14 protein-coding genes are annotated in these 18,569 nt (G+C 68.4%); 6 read left to right on the forward strand and 8 right to left on the reverse strand.

From position 1 onward, the window contains the following. The first annotated feature begins 68 nt into the window (after window positions 1–68). Window positions 69–2,114, forward strand: a complete 2,046-nt coding sequence (locus TSH64_RS08425; RefSeq protein ID WP_109452418.1) for an NADPH-dependent 2,4-dienoyl-CoA reductase — start codon at window positions 69–71, stop codon at window positions 2,112–2,114. A gap of 27 nt (window positions 2,115–2,141) precedes the next feature. Here the strand turns inward: TSH64_RS08425 and ogt are convergent, their stop codons facing one another. Further along, window positions 2,142–2,678, reverse strand: coding sequence for a methylated-DNA--[protein]-cysteine S-methyltransferase (ogt, locus tag TSH64_RS08430; protein ID WP_109096361.1), 537 nt, complete (start codon window positions 2,676–2,678; stop codon window positions 2,142–2,144). Between the two features lie 360 nt (window positions 2,679–3,038). On the opposite strand from ogt, the gene TSH64_RS08435 reads away from it, so the two are divergent. From TSH64_RS08435 to hydA, 5 genes are all read left to right on the forward strand, one after another. Then, window positions 3,039–4,349 (forward strand): NAD(P)-dependent oxidoreductase, encoded by a 1,311-nt coding sequence (locus TSH64_RS08435; RefSeq protein ID WP_109096362.1) that lies wholly within the window; start codon window positions 3,039–3,041, stop codon window positions 4,347–4,349. A 17-nt stretch (window positions 4,350–4,366) separates the two neighbouring features. Then, entirely contained in the window at window positions 4,367–5,653 is a 1,287-nt protein-coding gene (gene preA / locus TSH64_RS08440) for an NAD-dependent dihydropyrimidine dehydrogenase subunit PreA (protein ID WP_109096363.1), read from the forward strand. 39 nt (window positions 5,654–5,692) lie between these two features. Beyond that, entirely contained in the window at window positions 5,693–6,976 is a 1,284-nt protein-coding gene (locus tag TSH64_RS08445; RefSeq protein WP_109096364.1) for a Zn-dependent hydrolase, read from the forward strand. 143 nt (window positions 6,977–7,119) lie between these two features. Further along, entirely contained in the window at window positions 7,120–7,815 is a 696-nt protein-coding gene (locus TSH64_RS08450; protein WP_109096365.1) for a TetR/AcrR family transcriptional regulator, read from the forward strand. A gap of 14 nt (window positions 7,816–7,829) precedes the next feature. Then, on the forward strand, window positions 7,830–9,272 hold the full coding sequence (gene hydA / locus TSH64_RS08455; protein ID WP_109096366.1) for a dihydropyrimidinase: 1,443 nt from the start codon (window positions 7,830–7,832) through the stop codon (window positions 9,270–9,272). Between the two features lie 48 nt (window positions 9,273–9,320). On the opposite strand, the gene TSH64_RS08460 is transcribed toward hydA, so the two are convergent. The 7 genes from TSH64_RS08460 to TSH64_RS08490 form a co-directional block, all read right to left on the reverse strand. Continuing rightward, on the reverse strand, window positions 9,321–11,894 hold the full coding sequence (locus tag TSH64_RS08460) for a DUF4347 domain-containing protein (protein ID WP_109096367.1): 2,574 nt from the start codon (window positions 11,892–11,894) through the stop codon (window positions 9,321–9,323). Window positions 11,895–12,283: 389 nt separating this feature from the next. Next, entirely contained in the window at window positions 12,284–13,567 is a 1,284-nt protein-coding gene (locus tag TSH64_RS08465; protein WP_109096368.1) for a TRAP transporter large permease, read from the reverse strand. Continuing rightward, window positions 13,558–14,097 (reverse strand): TRAP transporter small permease, encoded by a 540-nt coding sequence (locus TSH64_RS08470; protein WP_109096369.1) that lies wholly within the window; start codon window positions 14,095–14,097, stop codon window positions 13,558–13,560. Before TSH64_RS08470 ends, TSH64_RS08465 begins: the two co-directional genes overlap by 10 nt. Window positions 14,098–14,195: 98 nt before the next feature. Beyond that, window positions 14,196–15,200: a TRAP transporter substrate-binding protein gene (locus tag TSH64_RS08475; RefSeq protein WP_098735923.1), complete on the reverse strand. Its 1,005-nt coding sequence runs from the start codon at window positions 15,198–15,200 to the stop codon at window positions 14,196–14,198. Window positions 15,201–15,730: 530 nt separating this feature from the next. After that, on the reverse strand, window positions 15,731–16,369 hold the full coding sequence (locus tag TSH64_RS08480) for a TerC family protein (RefSeq protein ID WP_109096370.1): 639 nt from the start codon (window positions 16,367–16,369) through the stop codon (window positions 15,731–15,733). A 267-nt stretch (window positions 16,370–16,636) separates the two neighbouring features. Next, window positions 16,637–17,707, reverse strand: coding sequence for a Gfo/Idh/MocA family oxidoreductase (locus TSH64_RS08485; protein ID WP_109096371.1), 1,071 nt, complete (start codon window positions 17,705–17,707; stop codon window positions 16,637–16,639). Then, window positions 17,704–18,564, reverse strand: coding sequence for a GntR family transcriptional regulator (locus tag TSH64_RS08490; protein WP_109096372.1), 861 nt, complete (start codon window positions 18,562–18,564; stop codon window positions 17,704–17,706). Before TSH64_RS08490 ends, TSH64_RS08485 begins: the two co-directional genes overlap by 4 nt. Window positions 18,565–18,569: the final 5 nt, after the last annotated feature.

Here is an 18,569-nt window from a genome sequence, read left to right on the forward strand (position 1 = left end):
CCAATCATCAGCCTGCCCAGCGCCGCCAGAAGCGCGGGTTCGATAACCGGAGGACGTGCCCCTTGACCATGCCCGGCTCCCAGCCCTACACGCATCTGCTGGCCCCGCTCGACCTCGGCTTCACGGTGCTGAAGAACCGGGTGCTGATGGGGTCGATGCACACCGGGCTTGAGGACCGGCGCCGCCATTTCCCGCGGCTGGCCGCCTATTTCGCCGAGCGGGCGCGCGGCGGGGTCGGGCTGATGGTGACCGGCGGCTTCTCGCCGAACGTGGAGGGCTGGCTGTCGCCATTCGGCTCCACCCTTGCGCGGCATGGCGCGGCGCGGGCGCACCGGGTCATCACCGACGCGGTGCATGCCGAAGACGGCAAGATCGCGCTGCAGATCCTGCATGCCGGCCGCTATGCCTACAGCCCACTGTCGGTGGCGCCGTCGCGCATCAAGTCGCCGATCACCCCCTTCACCCCGCGCGCCCTGACCGCCAGAGGGGTGGAGCGCCAGATCCGCGCCTATGTCCGCTGCGCCGAGCTGGCGCGCGAGGCCGGCTATGACGGGGTCGAGGTGATGGGGTCGGAAGGCTACCTGATCAACCAGTTCCTGGTGACCCACACCAACCAGCGCACCGACAAGTGGGGCGGGCCTTACGAGAACCGCATGCGCTTCCCGGTGGAGATCGTGTCGCGCATGCGCGAGGCGGTCGGGCGCGACTTCATCATCATCTACCGCCTGTCGATGCTGGACCTGATCCCCGACGGCAGCACATGGGAGGAGGTGGTGCAGCTGGCCCAGGCCATCGAGCGGGCCGGAGCCACCATCATCAACACCGGCATCGGCTGGCACGAGGCGCGGGTGCCGACCATCGCCACCAGCGTGCCGCGCGCCAACTTCGCCTGGGTGACGGGGAAGCTGAAAGAGGCGGTGTCGATCCCGCTCTGCACGACCAACCGCATCAACACGCCGGAGGTCGGCGACGCGGTGATCGGCGACGGGCTGGCCGACATGGTGTCGATGGCGCGGCCCTTCCTGGCCGACCCGGACTTCGTCGCCAAGGCGGCGGCGGGGAGGGCGGAGGCGATCAACACCTGCATCGCCTGCAACCAGGCCTGCCTGGACCACATCTTCTCCGGCAAGACGGCGAGCTGTCTGGTCAACCCGCGCGCCTGCCACGAGACGGAGCTGGTGATCATCCCGGCCACCAAACGCAAGCGCGTCGCCGTGGTTGGTGCCGGACCGGCCGGGCTGGCCTGCGCCACCACCGCGGCGGAGCGCGGGCACGAGGTGCACCTGTTCGACGCGGCGGACGAGGTCGGCGGCCAGTTCAACATGGCGAAGCTGATCCCCGGCAAGGAGGAGTTCCACGAGACGCTGCGCTATTTCCGCCACCGGCTGGCGGAGACGGGTGTGGCGCTGCATCTGGGGCGGCGGGTGGGCGCCGACGCGCTGGCCGGCGGCGGCTTCGACGCGGTGGTGCTGGCGACCGGGGTGGTGCCGCGCGACCCGAAGATCCCGGGCCAGGACCATCCGAAGGTGCTGACCTACATCGACGTGCTGCGCGGCGCCAAGCCGGTCGGCCGCCGCGTTGCCGTGGTGGGAGCCGGCGGCATCGGCTTCGACGTCAGCGAATTCCTGGTCCAGGAGCCGCCGTCGCCCAGCCTGGACCCGGCGCTGTGGCGGGCCGAATGGGGGGTTGCCGATCCCGCCGAGGCTCGCGGCGGTGTCGCCGGCATCCGCCCGCATTTGACGCCGCCGGCCCGCGAGGTCGTGCTGCTCCAGCGCAAGGCGAGCAAGCCCGGCGCGGGCTTGGGCAAGACCACCGGCTGGATCCACCGGGCGCAGCTGAAGATGAAGAACATCCAGGCGCTGTCCGGCGTGAATTACGAGCGCATCGACGACGAGGGGCTGACCGTCAGCTTCGGCGAGAAGCGCGAGCGGGTGCAGACCTTGGCGGTGGACAGCATCGTCCTGTGCACGGGTCAGGAGCCGCTGCGCGAACTGCACGCCCCGCTGGAGGCCGCCAGCATCGCCGTCCACCTGATCGGCGGTGCTGATGTCGCGGCCGAACTGGACGCCAAGCGGGCCATCGCCCAGGGGACGAAGCTGGCGGCGGAGCTGTAGGAGGGGCGGCTCAAGCCTGTTCGGCCGTCATTCCCGCGAAGGGGGATTTACCGCCGTCCCTTCATGGGTCAACAGCCAGCGCTTGCGCTCCACCCCGCCGCCATAGCCGGTCAGCGAGCCATCCGATCCGATCACCCGGTGGCAGGGCACCACGATGCCGACCGGGTTGGCGCCGTTGGCATGTCCCGCCGCCCGCACCGCCGCCGGACGCCCGGCCAGCGCCGCCAGGTCGCGGTAGCTTATGGTCCTGCCGCAGGGAATCCCCCTCAGGGCCGCCCACACCGCGCGCTGGAACGGCGTCCCGCCGGTGCGCACCGGCAGCCGGTCGATGACGGCAAGATCGCCCGCGAAATAGGCATCCATCGCCCGCGTCAACCCGCCCGGATCGCCGGCCGGCCGCAGTTCGTAGCCGCCGGGATGGTGCAGGCGCAGCAGCCGGTGCAGGCGGTCCTCATGGTCGGTCCAGTCGATGGCGCGCAGGGCGCCGTCCCCGTCCGCCACCACGATCAACTCGCCGATGGGCGTCGCGGTGCGGTCGATCAGCAGGCTTGAGAAAGCGGACATCGCGGCATCCCCTATCCCGATTGCACCCTATCTCACTTGCACAGGTGCGCTGCCGAAATTGAAGGCAGCGCCCCGGCGATGCAACCCTTTGATACAGCGCAATTTCCTGTTTCCGCATCCGCGAATTCCCATGCGTTTCTTGCGTGGCGCCGACAAAAGAGGCGCCAAAAGGCTGAGTTGCGTGCAATCCGCATGGCTGGCATGATGAAGTCATGCCTGTCCATACCGTCAGTTTTTGACCGAACAGTCAGCTTTTCCGCCGCCCGTCCTCGTTGGCAGTGCTGGTTGGTTCTCTTGGCACGCGGGTTGCTGATGCTTCGGTAGACACGCCGCTCTGCGACCGAAGGGAAGCCATCCGCCATGACCCTGATCGCTACGCTTGCCACCACCGAAGACCAGTTGGCTTCGCCCTACGCCGACCTGACCCCGGCGATGACGCCGGTGCAGGCGCTGGCCGAGTCGAACCGCTGCCTGTTCTGCTATGACGCGCCCTGCATCAAGGCCTGCCCGACCGGGATCGACATTCCGGCCTTCATCCGCTCCATCGCCACCGGCAACCTGAAGGGCGCCGCGACGACGATCCTGTCGGAGAACATCATGGGCGGCACCTGCGGCCGCGTCTGCCCGACCGAGACGTTGTGCGAGCAGTCTTGCGTCCGCAACCGGGCGGAGGACCGCCCCGTCGCCATCGGCCGGCTGCAACGCCACGCCACCGACCGTCTGATCGACGGCGAGCCGGCCCACCCCTTCGCCCGCGCCGCCGCGACCGGCAAGCGCGTCGCCGTGGTCGGTGCCGGCCCGGCCGGGCTGTCCTGTGCCCACCGCCTCGCCACGCTCGGCCATGAGGTGACGGTGTTCGAGGCGAAGGCGAAGTCCGGCGGCCTCAACGAGTACGGCCTTGCCCCCTACAAGATGGCCGACGATTTCGCCCAGCGCGAGGTCGCCTTCATCCTCGGCGTCGGCGGCATCGCGGTGGAGCATGGCCGCAGGCTGGGCGCCGACCTGTCGCTCGACAGCCTGCGCGCCGACTTCGACGCGGTGTTCCTCGGTGTCGGTCTCGGCGCCAACAACCGCCTCGGCATCCCCGGCGAGGACCGTGCGGGCGTGGAGGACGCGACCGCCTTCATCGAGCGGGTGCGTCAGGCTCCCCCCGGCCAGCCGCCGGCGGTGGGGCGCAGCGTCGTGGTGATCGGCGGTGGCAACACCGCGGTGGACGCCGCGATCCAGGCCAAGCGCCTGGGCGCGGAGGACGTCACCCTGGTCTACCGCCGCGGCCGTGCCCAGATGGGCGCCACCGGCTGGGAGCAGGAGCTGGCCCAGACCGAAGGCGTCGTGCTGAAGACCTTCGCCGCCCCTTCGGCAATCGGCGACACCGACATCACCTTCGAGCGCACCCGCCTGACCGACGGCAAACTGTCCGGCACCGGCGAGACCTTCACCCTCCAGGCCGACATGGTGCTGAAGGCGGTCGGGCAGAAGCTGTCGGCCGAGGCGCTCGGCGGGCTGGAGGTCACCGGCGGCAAGATCGCCATCGACGGCGCCTACCGCACGACGCTTGCCAAGGTCTGGGCCGGCGGCGACTGCGTCGCCACGGGCGAGGATCTGACGGTCCAGTCCGTGCAGGACGGCAAGCTCGCCGCCCTCGCCATCCACAGCCACCTGACCGCCTGAGGAAAGGGAGCCACATCATGGCCGATCTTCGCAGCACCATCGCCGGCATCCGCTCCCCCAACCCCTTCTGGCTGGCGTCTGCCCCGCCGACCGACAAGGCCTACAACGTCGTCCGTGCCTTCAAGGCGGGCTGGGGCGGTGTCGTCTGGAAGACGCTGGGCGAGGATCCGCCGGTGGTCAACGTCTCCAGCCGCTATGGCGCGCATCTCGACACCGACCGCCGGATGATCGGCTTCAACAACATCGAGCTGATCTCCGACCGGCCGCTGGAGGTCAATCTTCAGGAGATCATCGAGGTCAAGCGCGACTGGCCCGACCGCGCCATGGTCGTCTCGCTGATGGCCCGCATCGAGGAGGAGGCCTGGGCCAACCTCGCCCGCCGCATCGCCGAGACGGGAGCGGCCGACGGGCTGGAACTCAACCTCGGCTGCCCGCACGGCATGTGCGAGCGCGGCATGGGCTCCGCCATCGGGCAGGTGCCGGAGATGGTGGAGCAGGTCACCCGCTGGGTGAAGAACGCCGTCAACCTGCCGGTGATCGTCAAGCTGACCCCCAACATCACCAACATCCTGTGGTCGGCCGAGGCGGCCAGGCGCGGCGGCGCTGATGCCGTGTCGCTGATCAACACCGTCAACTCCATCGTCGCGGTCGATCTCGACGCCATGGCGCCGACCCCGGTGGTCGACGGCAAGGGCAGCCATGGCGGCTATTGCGGCCCGGCGGTGAAGCCCATCGCGCTCAACATGGTGGCGGAGATCGCCCGCAACCCGGACACGCGCGGCCTGCCGGTCAGCGGCATCGGCGGCGTCGCCACATGGCGCGACGCGGCGGAGTTCCTGGCGCTGGGCGCCACCAACGTGCAGGTCTGCACCGCCGCCATGACCTACGGCTTCAAGATCGTCGAGGACATGATCGGCGGCCTGTCCAACTGGATGGACGAGAAGGGATACCGGACGCTGGACGAGCTGAGCGGCCGTGCGGTGCGCAACGTCGTCAACTGGAACGACCTGAACATGAACTTCTCGACCAAGGCGGTGATCGACCCCGCCTTGTGCATCGATTGCGGCCGCTGCCACATCGTCTGCGAGGACACCTCGCACCAGGCGATCCGCATCGACCAGGGAGAGGGCCGCCGCGTCTTCACCGTGGTCAACGAGGAGTGCGTCGGCTGCAACCTGTGCAGCCATGTCTGCCCGGTGCCGGACTGCATCACCATGGTGCCGGAGCACACCGACCTGCCCTATGTCACCTGGCCTAACGACGCCCGCAACCCCATGCGCGTCCCCGAAGCCGCCGCTGAATAAAACGCCGCCGAACAAGAACGACGTTCAGGAGAGAGCAACATGTCCACCCCGCAGAATGTCGCCGTGAACGGCTCGCGCCTGTGGCAGAGCCTGATGGACATGGCGCAGATCGGCGCCACGCCCAAGGGCGGCGTGTGCCGGCTGGCGCTGACCGACCTCGACAAACAGGGCCGCGACCTGTTCGTGCGCTGGTGCGAGGAGGCCGGCTGTACGATTTCGGTCGACCGGATGGGCAACATCTTCGCCCGCCGTCCCGGCCGCGACGACAGCCTGCCCCCGGTCATCATGGGCAGCCATCTCGACAGCCAGCCGACCGGCGGCAAATATGACGGCGTCTATGGCGTGCTGGCCGGGCTGGAGGTGGTGCGCAGCCTGAACGACATGAACTACGTCACCGAGGCGCCGGTGGAGGTCGCGGTCTGGACCAACGAGGAGGGGTCGCGCTTCGCCCCCGCCATGGTGTCGTCCGGCGTCTTCGCCGGGGTGTTCGATCTGGACTACGGCCTGTCGCGCGCCGACCTCGACGGCAAGACGATGGGCGAGGAGCTGGCCCGCATCGGCTATGCCGGCGACCGGGAGGTCGGCGGGCGCAAGGTCGGCGCCTATTTCGAGGCCCACATCGAGCAGGGTCCGATCCTGGAGATCGAAGGCAAGACCATCGGCGTCGTCACCGATTGCCAGGGCCAGCGCTGGTACGAGATCACCTTCACCGGCCAGGAGGCCCATGCCGGCCCGACCCCGATGGTCCGCCGCAAGGACGCCCTGCTCGGCGCCGCCCGCGTGGTGGACGCGGTGAACCGCATCGGCATGAAGTACGGCCCGCTCGCCTGCGCCACGGTCGGGCTGATGCAGATCCATCCCAACAGCCGCAACGTCATCCCCGGCCGCGTCTTCTTCACCGTCGATTTCCGCCATCCGGACGACGCCATCCTTGCCGCCATGGACGGCGAGCTGCGCGCCGAGGTGGAGCGCATCGCCGGCGAGATCGGGCTGGAGACCGACTTCCAGCAGATCTGGTACTACGCCCCGATCAAGTTCGACGAGACCTGCGTCGCCGCCGTCCGCAAGGGGGTGGAGCGCACCGGCCACAGCTTCCGCGACATCGTCTCGGGCGCCGGCCACGACGCCTGCTACCTGTCGAAGGTCGCGCCGACGGCGATGGTCTTCATCCCCTGCATCGACGGCATCAGCCACAACGAGGTCGAGGAGACGACCCCGGAATGGTCGACCGCCGGCTGCGAGGTGCTGCTGCACGCGGTGCTCGACCGCGCGAATGCCATGGCGGAAGTGAGCCCTCTCCCCCCCGGGGAGAGGGTTGGGTGAGGGGGACGCATTGCGTGGAGTCGGTGAGCGAACGGAACTTTCCATTCCTTGTTGATCCACGCCGTGCATCCCCCTCACCCTGACCCTCTCCCCGGGGGGGAGAGGGGATTAGCCCCGGCAATGAACGAGTGGTTATCAAAGCGATGGCGCGAACGGCTGCCGACACAGCGGACTCCACCCAGCCCCAGGGACGCATCCGGCGCGAGAACGTCGAACGCATCCTGAAGGCGGCCGAGCGCGTCTTCGCCGAGGCCGGCTTCGCCGGCGCCACCATGGCCGACATCGCCGAGCGGGCCGGCCTGCCCAAGGCCAACCTGCATTACTATTTCGGCACCAAGGACGATCTCTACCGCGCGGTGCTCGACAACATCCTGCGGCTGTGGCTGGCGCCCATCGCCTCCTTCACCCCGGACGCCGATCCGGTGGAGACCCTGACCGCCTATGTCAGCGCCAAGATGGAGGCGTCGCGCACGCGGCCGCATGCTTCCAAGGTCTTCGCCAACGAGATCCTGCATGGCGGCACCCAGGTCGAGCATTTCCTGGCCGAAGACCTGAAAGCGCTGGTCGACGCCAAGGCGGCGGTGATCGACGGCTGGGTCGCCGCCGGCCGCATGGCCCCGGTCGATGCCCGCCAGTTCCTGTTCATGATCTGGGCGGTGACCCAGCATTACGCCGACTTCGACGTGCAGATCCGCAAGGTTCTGGGCCGCCGCACCCTGACCCGCCAGGACTTCGCCGCCATGACGGCGGAGGTGCTGCGGCTGGTCCTGCGCGCCGCCGGCCTGCCGGAGCCTGAAATCGCCGAAACGCCCACCGACTCCGTCCCATCCATTTCCTGAGGGAGCGCCCGAGCATGCCCACCATCCTGATCCGTGGCGGCACCGTCGTCACCGCCGAGCAAACCCGCCGTGCCGACGTCCTCTGCCAGGACGGCCTCATCACCGCGGTGGGCGACGCTCTCGACGTGCCGGCGGGGGCGGAGGTGGTGGATGCCGGCGGCTGCTACGTCATGCCCGGCGGCATCGATCCGCACACCCACATGGAACTGCCCTTCATGGGCACGGTGACGACGGAGGATTTCTTCAGCGGCACCGCCGCCGGCTTCGCCGGGGGGACGACGACGATCATCGACTTCGTCATTCCCAACCCGAAGCAGAGCCTGATGGAGGCCTATCACACCTGGCGCGGCTGGGCGGAGAAGGCGGCCGGCGACTACAGCTTCCACGTCGCCGTGACGTGGTGGGACGAGAGCGTGCGGCAGGACATGGGCACGCTGGTCGCCGACCATGGCGTGAACAGCTTCAAGCATTTCATGGCCTACAAGAACGCCATCATGGCCGACGACGAGACGCTGGTGAACAGCTTCCAGCGCTGCCTGGAGCTGGGCGCCATCCCCACCGTCCATGCCGAAAACGGCGAGCTGGTCTTCCAGCTCCAGAAGAAGCTGCTGGCCCAGGGCCTGACCGGGCCTGAGGCGCACCCGCTCTCCCGCCCGCCGGAGGTCGAGGGCGAGGCCGCCAACCGCGCCATCCAGGTGGCGAAGGTGTTCGGCGTGCCGGTCTACATCGTCCATGTCTCGGCCAAGGAGGCGCTCGCCGCCATCGAGCGCGGCCAGAACGACGGCCAGCGCGTGTTCGGCGAGGTTCTGGCCGGCCATCTGCTGATCGACGACGGGGTCTACCGCAGCCCCGACTGGGATTTCGCCGCCGGCCATGTCATGAGCCCGCCCTTCCGCCCGAAGGAGCATCAGGACGCGCTGTGGCGCGGTCTCCAGGCCGGTCACCTGCACACCACCGCCACCGACCATTGCTGCTTCTGCGCCGAGCAGAAGGCGATGGGCCGCAACGACTTCACCAAGATCCCCAACGGCACGGCGGGCATCGAGGACCGCATGACCGCGCTGTGGACGCACGGGGTCAACACCGGCCGGCTGACGATGAACGAGTTCGTCGCCGTGACCTCCGCCAACGCCGCGAAGATCTTCAACCTCTACCCGCGCAAGGGCTCGGTCAGTGTCGGGGCCGATGCCGATCTGGTGGTGTGGGATCCGAAGGCGACCAAGACCATCTCGGCCAAGACCCAGATGCAGAAGGTCGGCCTGAACATCTTCGAGGGCATGACCGTCACCGGCACCCCGGCCTACACGCTGAGCCAGGGCCGCATCGTCCACGCGCTGGGCGAAAGCCGCGCGGTGCGCGGCGCCGGCCGCTACATCAACCGCCCCGCCTTCCCGCCGGTCTACGAGGCGGTGCAGAAGCGCAACGCGTTGAATGTTCCGGTGGCTGTGGAGCGGTAAGCAAAAGGGCTCCCTCTCCCAAGACGGGAGAGGGAGCCTTTCCTCAAATCACCCCACCGAGCTGGCGAACAGGAAGTTCTCCGCCGTCAGGCTGTTGCGGTCGACACCCATCAGCTTGATCGAGTTGAACGCACCGAGGTCGATGGACAGGTCGGCGCCGTCCTGCGTCGAGTGGGTCAGCACGCTGTTCAGGCTGGTGAAGCCGCTGATGCTGCGGATGTCGATCACATCGCCGCCGGTGCCGGCTTGGAAGTCGCCGATGACGTCCCAGCCGTCGCTGGCATGCTGGACGAAGGTGTCGCGCCCGGCGCCGCCGATCATGTAGTCGTTGCCGGCATTGCCGGTGATGGTGTCGTTGCCGCTGCCGCCGGCCAGATACTCGCCAGCCGAGGTGCCGGTGATGGTCTGGCCCGGCGTGCCGCCGGTCGAGCCGCCGGTGCTGCCGCCGCCCGTGCTGCCGCCAATGGCGGTGAAGGAGAAGTTGGCGGCGGTCAGGCTGCTGCGGGTGACGTTGGCGAGGATGGCGCTGTTGTTGCCGTCGAAATTCACGACGGTGTTGGCACCGTCCTGCACGGTGACGGCCATCACCGACGCGAAGTCCTTGAAGCCGCCCCAGCCCGCGACGTTCAGCACGTCGCCGCCGCTGCCGGCCTGGAAGTCGCCGACATAGTCCCAGCCGTCGCCCGGCTTGAAGACGAAAATGTCGCTGCCGGCGCCGCCGGTCATGTAGTCGTTGCCGGCGTTGCTGATGATGGTGTCGTTGCCGCTGCCGCCGGTGAGATAGTCGCGGCCGTCGGTGCCGGTCAGCGTCTGGCCGCCCGTGCTGCCCGTCCCGCCGCCGGTGTTGCCGCCTCCGGTGTTGCCGCCCCCCGTATCGCCACCGCCGGTCGAGCCGCTCCCCTGGCCCAGCGTGATGGTGTTGCCGGACAGGCTGATGTTGGACGCGGCGAAGCTGCCGGCGATGCGCAGGGTCAGGTCGGAGCCGGCGGTGCCGTCGAGCCCGACATGGACCAGCGTGACGCCGTTCACCGTCTCCGCCTGTACCTTGCCGGCGGTCAGCGTGCTGCCGTTGCCGCTGCCGACCGTCCCCGACAGCGCGGCGCCGACGATGGCGAAGGCGTCGCCGGTCGCCGCACCGGTGATGCTGCCGAAGCCGTTGCCCTGGGCCGCGGTCATCGTCACGGTGTGGCGCTGGCTGCCGGTGAGGGCCAGCGTCTCGACGCTGGTCAGCGTCATGCCGCTGATGTCGATCTTCGGCGAGGCGACGTCGTTGTAATATTCGAGATTGTAGCCGTTGTAGCTGGTCAGGTTGTCCGACCGCAGCTCCAGGGTGTCGGTGCCCGCACCACCGTCGAAGCTGACCGTCCCGGCGTCATACTGGCTGACCACGATGTAGCGGTCGTTGCCGGCATCGCCATAGATCAGGTCGGCCTGGGTCTGGGCGTAGCTGCCCGAGCTGACGATGCCGGCGAGAATGGTGTCGTCGCCGTCGCCGCCATAGACGGTGTCGCGCTCCCAATCGCCCTTCAGCAGGTCGTTGCCGGCATCGCCGTAGATCAGGTCGGCACCGCCGCCGCCGGCCACCGTGTCGTTGCCCAGTTCGCCATGCAGTTGGTCGTTGTCGGCGCGGCCGTACATCAGGTCGTTGCCGCCGCCGCCGAAGACGCTGTCGTTGCCGTCGCCGGCCTCCAGCGTGTCGTTGCCGGCGCCGCCATGCTCGACGTCGTTGCCGCCATGGCCCCAGAACCAGACGGCGGTGTCGCCGGCGGTCAGGCTGTCGGCATATTCGGAGCCGATCCAGCGCTGGATGTTGACGAAGGTGTCGCCCGCCGCCTCGCCGGTGTTGTTGGCGCCGTTGGTCAGGTCGAGCGTCAGGCCGCTGGTGGCGTTCTCGTAGGTGACGATGTTGAAGCCGCTGCCGCCGACATAGTGATCGGCGCCCAGACCGCCATTCATGGTGTCGCCGGCCGACTGGCCCGTATTGCCGCCGCCGACCAGCGTGTCGTTGCCGATGCCGCCGATCAGGCTGTCGTTGCCGGTGCCGCCGACGATGCTGTCGTTGCCGGCCAGCCCGTTGATGGTGTTGCCGCTGTTGTCGCCGATCAGCGTGTCGTTGCCGCTGGTGGCGGTGCCGCTGTAGCCGAGCCGGTGCGGCCAGGCCTCGGCACCGGCGAACGGGCGGGCCGCCAGGATCGGGCCGGTCACCACGTCGAGGTCCCAGGAGGCACCCTGGTCGGCATGACCCACCGGGTGGCTGGCGGCGGCGACGCGGGCACCGGTGACGGCGGCCAGACGCTCGACGAAGCGGCGGCCGTTGCCGCCGGCGCCGACGTCGCAGGCATGGATCAGGATCTCGCAGCCGGTCGCATCGGGCCAGCGGCGGTCGAACAGGGCGCTGGTGTCGAGCGGCGTCGCTCCCAGCTTCACAACACCGGGCGCGCCATGGGCGATCAGGTGGACCGCCGCCGGGCCTGCCTCGCGGGCGGCCTCCAGGGCGTCGGCCAGCAGGCCCAGGGCGTCCTCGTCCGCGGCGACCCGGACCACCGTCACGTCCGGCGCGTGCCGGCCGATCAGCGCATCGATGTCGGCCAGAGCGGCGTCGGCAAGAATGATCCCGTGCATGAAAACCCCTTTCTGGGGAATTGTTGGAAGTCGTTTGCGCGTTCTGTGATGTACGGGATCATGTCCACCAAACAACGTCCAATAAGCCCATCATTCCTTGGGAAGCATCCACTCCGGCCGGGCGATCTGTTTTCTCCGTCATAGCGAAAGCGGTGCGGTCTCTTCCGATTTCGACGCCATCCGGCCGGTCGGGCTTGTTGCGGCGGCTTGCCACTCTTTTTCCAGATTGGGGGGGTATTACTCGAAAACTACCCCCAATTCGGGGGTGGGCCGGCGCGGCTGGGCGGGGAAAGCGCACAAAAAACAGGGCCATCGGGAAAACCCGATGGCCCAGTCCAGGAGAGAAGTCGTTCAGGGGTGCGGGAGCGCCGCCTGTTTCCCGGTCCGCCTCAGTGCATCAGCATGCGCGGCAGCCACAGCGAGAAGGCCGGGACATAGGTGACCAGCAGCAGCGCCACGAACAGCGCCCCGTAGAAGGGCGTGATGGAGCGCATCACCTCGCCCACCGACACGCCGCCGATGGCGCAGCCGATGAACTGGGTGGTGCCGACCGGCGGGGTGTTCAGGCCCAGCGCGCAGTTGATCAGCATGACGATGCCGAACTGAACCGGATCCATGCCGTACTGCATGGCGATCGGCAGGAAGATCGGCGTGCAGATCAGGATGGTGCTGGCCATGTCCATGAAGGTGCCCAGCAGGAACAGGATGATGTTGATCAGCAGGAAGATCATCAGCGGGTTGGTCGACACGCCGGCCAGCAGCTCGCCGGTCATGTCCGCCACCTCGTAGAGACCCATGAGGTACTGGAACATGGTCGACACGCCGATCAGCAGCAGCACCACGCCGGTGGTCTTCACCGTCTTGGCGGCGGCGGCCAGGAACTTCTCCCAGCTCAGCGTGCGGTAGACGAAGGTGGTCAGCAGCAGCGCGTAGATCACGGCCACCGAGGCCGACTCGGTCGCGGTGAACACGCCGGTGGTGATGCCGGCCAGGATGATGACGACGATCAGCAGGCCCGGCGCCGCGGCGGCGAAGGAATGCGCCAGGATGTCCCAGCCGGGGAAGGTCCCCTTGGGATAGCCGCGCTTCACCGCGACGTAATAGGCGGCACCCAGGTTGCAGACCATCAGCAGCAGCGCCGGCATCAGGCCCGCGGCGATCAGCGCGCCGATGGACGCCTTTCCGCCGGCGGCCAGCGCATAGATGATCATGTTGTGGCTGGTCGGCATCAGCGCGCCGACCAGCGCTGCGTGGGTGGTGACGTTGACCGCGTAATCGGCGTGGTAGCCTTCCCGCTTCATCATCGGGATCATCACGGCGCCCATGGCCGACACGTCGGCGACCGGCGATCCGGCGACGCCGCCGAACAGCGTGCAGGCCACCACGTTGGACATGCCGAGCCCGCCGCGGATGTGGCCGACCATGCTCTTGGCCGCGGTGACGATCTTGTCGGCGACGCCGCCGTGCAGCATCAGTTCGCCGGAGAAGACGAAGAAGGGAATGGCGAGGAACGAGAAGACGTTCATGCCCGACATCATCTGCTGGAAGACCACCGCGACCGGCAGGCCTTCATAGAGGATGGTGCAGAGCGCCGACAGGCCGATGGCGAAGGCGACCGGAATGCCGAGGATGAGGAAGCCGAAGAAGGTGATTGAAAGGATGGTCAGTTCCATGACGGCTTGACCTCCTCGCCGCGCACGATGGCGACGATATGCTCGATGGAGAAGAGAACGATCAGCACGCCCGACAGCACCAGCGGCACGTAGCGCACGGCTTCGGAGACATGCAAGTTCGGGATGGTGTAGGAGGCGACCGAGCTGCCCAGGATCCAGCCGTTGTAGGCCATGCAGGCGCCGAAGATGCCGACCAGGGCGTAGATCAGCACGTCCATCTTGCGGCGTGCGCTGTCCGACAGCATCACCAGCAGCGATTCCAGCCCGATATGGCCGGCATCGCGGACGCCGACGGCGGCGCCGATCAGCGTGACGTAGAGCACCAGCACGATGGCCAGGCTTTCCGCCCAGGTCGGCGAGCTGTTCAGCACATAGCGGCCGAACACCTGATAGAAGACGACGCACACGATCATCATCAGGCCGATGATGGCGACATACATGCCGGTTTTGGCCAGCGCCGCGTTCATGCGGGTCAACCAGCCGGCCGCATGCGGCGGGCTGACGTCCATTGCTTGCAGCTCGATATCCATGCTGCGGCTCCCCACTCCTGAGACCCCGGCGGTGCGCGGTCCGTCCCGGACGGGACGAAGCCGCGCGCCGCCTTGTTCTTGGCGTTACAGAAAGGTCGTTACTTGGTTTCCTGGACGCGCTGGACGAGGCTCTGCAGCTTCGGCGTGTTCGCGAACTGGGTGTAGACCGGCTTCATGGCGTCGATGAATTCCTGCTTGTTCGGAACCTCGACGATCTGGGCGCCGGCCTGGGTCACGATCTCCTTGGACTTCAGCTCACGCTCGTCCCACAGCTTGCGCATGTAGGGCACGGAGTCCTTGGCGGCCTTGCGGACCGTGGCCTGATCGTCCTTCGACAGGCGGTCCCAGGCGACCTTGGAGAAGACCAGCACTTCCGGCGCCATCGCGTGTTCGGTCAGGGTGAAGTACTTGGCCGCCTCGAAGTGGCGGGAGGATTCGTAGGACGGGTAGTTGTTCTCGGCGGCATCGACGATGCCGGTCTTCAGCGCGGTGTAGACCTCGCCGAAGGGCATCGGCGTGGCGTTGGCGCCCAGCGCCTGGATCATGGCGACGAACAGGTCGGACTGCTGGACGCGGATCTTGGCGCCCTTCATGTCGGCCAGAGTCTTGTAAGGCTTGGCGGCCGAATACATGCTGCGCGAGCCGCTGTCGTAGAAGGCCAGGCCGATCATGCCCTGGCTTTCCATCGCCGCCAGGATTTCGTCGCCGATCGGGCCGTCCAGCACGCGGCGCATGTGGCCGGTGTCGCGGAAGATGAAGGGCAGCGCGGTGACCATCGTCTCCGGCACCACGTTGTTCAGCGGCGCCACGTTGATGCGCATCATCTCCAGCGCACCGATCTTCAGCTGCTCGATGGTGTCCTTTTCGGTGCCGAGCGCGCCGTTCGGGAACACCTTGATGCCGAGCTTGCCGTTGCTGCGCTCAGCCACCAGCTTGCCGACATAGCGGACCGCCTCGACGGTCGGGTAGTCGGTCGGGTGGATGTCGGCGGACCGGAAGTCGCGCGCGTCGGCCGGCGCAGACAGCATCGGGGTGGCCAGGATGCCGCAGACGGCACAGGCGGCCAGCAGCGCGGTGCGGACCGAAGTCAGCGAAAACTTCATAGGTTCTCCTCCTGATGGTGGGGACGAAGCCTGTTGCGGCCCGTCCTTTCTTGTTCTGGCGTTGCCCGTTGGCCTGAAGGCGACGGGCCGCCCTGCACACTCGACTGCACGTACCGTGGACCGGTGACAGACGAAGCATGGAAGGCGGGGCTTGCGGCGGCCGGATTTCGCAGCGCTGCGACAGCGCGGCGCGCGACCGGGCACCATGCATGGCCGACACCGGCCCTGCCCCCCATCCTCCTTCAGCCCCCCGGCTAACCTTGCGCCGCCCCCTGTTCACTGTACTTAGGATATTAGTATATCAATCTGCGCGCAACCCTGAAAGTTCAAAGCGGCAACAACCGTTCGGACTTTATTGCGATCAGGATTGCGGGGAGAGGGACAAAGTGACTGGCGGGGCGGGTTTCGGCCAGACCACGGATCGCCGCAGGGGGGCGGGTGCGACATTCGGCCCCAGTGTCCGCCGCAGCCAGCCCCCCAGTCATTCGGATGCGGCGCCGGACGCCGTCGGTCCTTTAAAACTAGGCCGGTCAGGCGTGACCGTTCACCAGGGGCCACACCTCCAGGGCGCCGCGATAGATCATGTGCAGGGCGACATAGAGGATGATGGCGAGGCCGACATAGGCCAGCCAGCGGTGCTTGTGCAGGATGCGGGCGATGAAGCTGGCGGCGAGGCCCATCAGGGCGATCGACAGGGTCAGGCCGATGACCAGCACCCCCAGATGCTCGCGCGCCGCACCGGCGACGGCCAGCACATTGTCGAGCGACATCGACACGTCGGCGACGACGATCTGCCAGACCGCCTGACCCAGCGTCTTGCGCGGGCCGGACGCCGTGGCGTCATCGTTCTCCAGCGACTCGACCGCCTCGTCCTCCTCATTGGACTGGCGCAGCTCGCGCCACATCTTCCAGCAGACCCACAGCAGCAGCACGCCGCCGGCCAGCAGCAGCCCGATGATCTGGAGAAGCTGGGTGGTGACGGCGGCGAAGCCGATGCGCAGCACGGTGGCGGCCAGGATGCCGATCAGGATCGCCTTGCCGCGCTGGTCCTTCGGCAGGCCGGCGGCGGCCAGACCGATGACGATGGCGTTGTCGCCGGCCAGCACCAGATCGATCATGATGACCTGGAGCAGCGCGAACAGCGCGTCGGTGGTGAAGAGTTCCGTCATTTGGGCACGAGTCCTCGCATCACGATCAGTGTGGGAGGAGTGGCCGCACGGGGTCTTCCGATGACCGGCCGGGCCGCGCCGATGGCGTCGGACGGGAAGCGCCGGTCAAGGGCAAAAGGCGCGGGCCGCTCCTGATGTTCCCAGTCCGACATCGCAACCGGTGAAGGTTGCCAGAGGGGCCCGGCCTGGTTCTGGCGCTTTACGCCAAAGCTGTGGATTGCGCAAGGCCGTGCTTGCGGCCGGTGGGCGTTCCGGTTGGACTGCCGATCAGGGCGTGCCGACCTCCACGCTCGCGGCACGGCCCGATGCTTCAAGCCCGGACGCCTCCAGCATCGCCTCGATCAGCCGGTGGACCTTCAGCGCCTCGCGCCCGTCCACCCGCGGCCGGCGTCCTTCGTCCAGCGCGTCGAGGAAGTCGGACAGCACCGCGCGGTGATGCTGGTGGGAGAAGGCCATCGGGTCGGCGCCGCCGCCCAGCGTGGCGCCGTCCGCCCCCGCGGTTATGCGCTCGCCATCGACCAGCTGCACCTCCAGCCGGTCGCCGGCCAGAACGGCGGAGCCCCCGGTCCCGGCGATCTCGATCCGCTCCGGATAGCCCGGATGGACGGCGGTGGTGGCGTTCACGGTCGCAAGCATGCCGTTGCCGTAGCGCAGGGCGGTGGCGACCACATCCTCCGTGTCCATGCCCACACTTGGGTCCGATTTGCGCAGGACGCTGGTGGCGGCGAATCCGGCAACTTGATCCGGCAGGCCGACGAGGCCGACGAAGGCGTCCAGCGTGTGGATCGCCTGGGTCAGCAGCACGCCGCCGCCGTCGCGCGCCTTCATGCCGCGGCCGGGCTGGGCGTAATAGGCGTTGTCGCGCCACCAGCGCACCGAGACCGCCGCGGTCAGCGGCCGGCCCAGCGTGCCGTCGCGCATCAGTGCCGCCAGCCGCTCGACCGAGGCGCGGAAGCGGTGCTGCAACACCACGCCCAGCGTCAGCCCGGCTCCCTCCATGGCGGAGACCACCGCCCGCGCGCCCTCCGGCGTCGCGTCCAGCGGCTTTTCCAGCAGCACATGCTTGCCGGCGGCGGCACAGCGCGCCACCAGAGCGGCATGGCTGTCGGGAGGGGTCAGCAGCAGGACGGCCGACAGCGCCGGGTCCTCCAGCAGGGTTTCCAGCCGGTCGACCACCGGCAGGCCGTGGTGGGCGGCGAAGGCGGCGCGGCGGTCGGCCGACGGGCTGAAGCAGCCCGCCACCTCCACCCGGCCGGCCAGGTCGATCAGGCTCTGCGCGTGCGGCGCCGACGCCATGCCGAGGCCGACGACACCGATGCGGCGACGGGAACCGGTCATCGAAGCGCTCCGTCCAGGGCGGTCGCGGCAGCGATGTCGGCGGTCAGGCTGCCGGAGAAATAGAGCGGGGCGGCGTTGCGCACGTCGTCCACCGTGATCTGCAGATTGTCCAGATGGCGCACCAGGCTCTGTTCGGCCCGGTCGGGATCGTGGCCGGCGATGGCCTCGACGATGGCCTCATGCTCGGCGATGACCGTGCGCATGCGGCCGGGGACCGGCAGGGTCAGGCGGCGGCAGCGGTCGAGCTGGACCTTGGCCTGCTGGATGATGCCCCAGAAGCCGGGATATCCCGCCATCTCGGTGATCTGGGCATGGAAGGCTTCGTCGGCCTGATGGAAGCCGTCGGCGTCGCCCACCGCATCGACCTCGCGCTGGTGCTCCAGGCAGGCGCGCAAGGCGGCGATCTGGCTGCGGCTGGCGCGTTCGGCGGCGAAGCGTACGGTCGCCCGCTCCAGCACCTTGCGGATCACGCCGGCTTCCGGCAGGGCGCCCAGCGGGATGCGGGCGACGAAGGTGCCGGATTGCGGGAAGATCTCGATCAGCCCCTCGTCGGCCAGCCGCAGCACCGCCTCGCGCACCGGCGTGCGGCTGACGCCATAGGCCTCGGCGATCTGCTTTTCGGCGATGGGCTCGCCCGGCTTGCGTTTCAGCGACACGATTTCCGCCCGCAGGTCGCGGTGGATGGCGTCGGCGGCGGTCGGACCGCGCCGCATGTCCCGGCGCGCCGGCGGGCGGACCAGCAGCGCGGCGGCCTTGGCCGGCATGACCGGCGTGGCGGGTGGCGTTGTCGACGGCATGGTCGATGGCGGTGTCGCCGCGATGGAACCGGTTTTGGCCGGCGGGTTGCCCGTTGGCATGGCGT

It is taken from the genome of Azospirillum sp. TSH64 (assembly GCF_003116035.1).
Lineage (GTDB): Bacteria > Pseudomonadota > Alphaproteobacteria > Azospirillales > Azospirillaceae > Azospirillum.

Coding starts and splice junctions, on each gene's coding strand:
- TSH64_RS08425 (WP_109452418.1), top strand. CDS start 69: ATGCCCGGCTCCCAGCCCTACACGCATCTGCTGGCCCCGCTCGACCTC.
- ogt (WP_109096361.1), bottom strand. CDS start 2,678: ATGTCCGCTTTCTCAAGCCTGCTGATCGACCGCACCGCGACGCCCATC.
- TSH64_RS08435 (WP_109096362.1), top strand. CDS start 3,039: ATGACCCTGATCGCTACGCTTGCCACCACCGAAGACCAGTTGGCTTCG.
- preA (WP_109096363.1), top strand. CDS start 4,367: ATGGCCGATCTTCGCAGCACCATCGCCGGCATCCGCTCCCCCAACCCC.
- TSH64_RS08445 (WP_109096364.1), top strand. CDS start 5,693: ATGTCCACCCCGCAGAATGTCGCCGTGAACGGCTCGCGCCTGTGGCAG.
- TSH64_RS08450 (WP_109096365.1), top strand. CDS start 7,120: ATGGCGCGAACGGCTGCCGACACAGCGGACTCCACCCAGCCCCAGGGA.
- hydA (WP_109096366.1), top strand. CDS start 7,830: ATGCCCACCATCCTGATCCGTGGCGGCACCGTCGTCACCGCCGAGCAA.
- TSH64_RS08460 (WP_109096367.1), bottom strand. CDS start 11,894: ATGCACGGGATCATTCTTGCCGACGCCGCTCTGGCCGACATCGATGCG.
- TSH64_RS08465 (WP_109096368.1), bottom strand. CDS start 13,567: ATGGAACTGACCATCCTTTCAATCACCTTCTTCGGCTTCCTCATCCTC.
- TSH64_RS08470 (WP_109096369.1), bottom strand. CDS start 14,097: ATGGATATCGAGCTGCAAGCAATGGACGTCAGCCCGCCGCATGCGGCC.
- TSH64_RS08475 (WP_098735923.1), bottom strand. CDS start 15,200: ATGAAGTTTTCGCTGACTTCGGTCCGCACCGCGCTGCTGGCCGCCTGT.
- TSH64_RS08480 (WP_109096370.1), bottom strand. CDS start 16,369: ATGACGGAACTCTTCACCACCGACGCGCTGTTCGCGCTGCTCCAGGTC.
- TSH64_RS08485 (WP_109096371.1), bottom strand. CDS start 17,707: ATGACCGGTTCCCGTCGCCGCATCGGTGTCGTCGGCCTCGGCATGGCG.
- TSH64_RS08490 (WP_109096372.1), bottom strand. CDS start 18,564: ATGCCAACGGGCAACCCGCCGGCCAAAACCGGTTCCATCGCGGCGACA.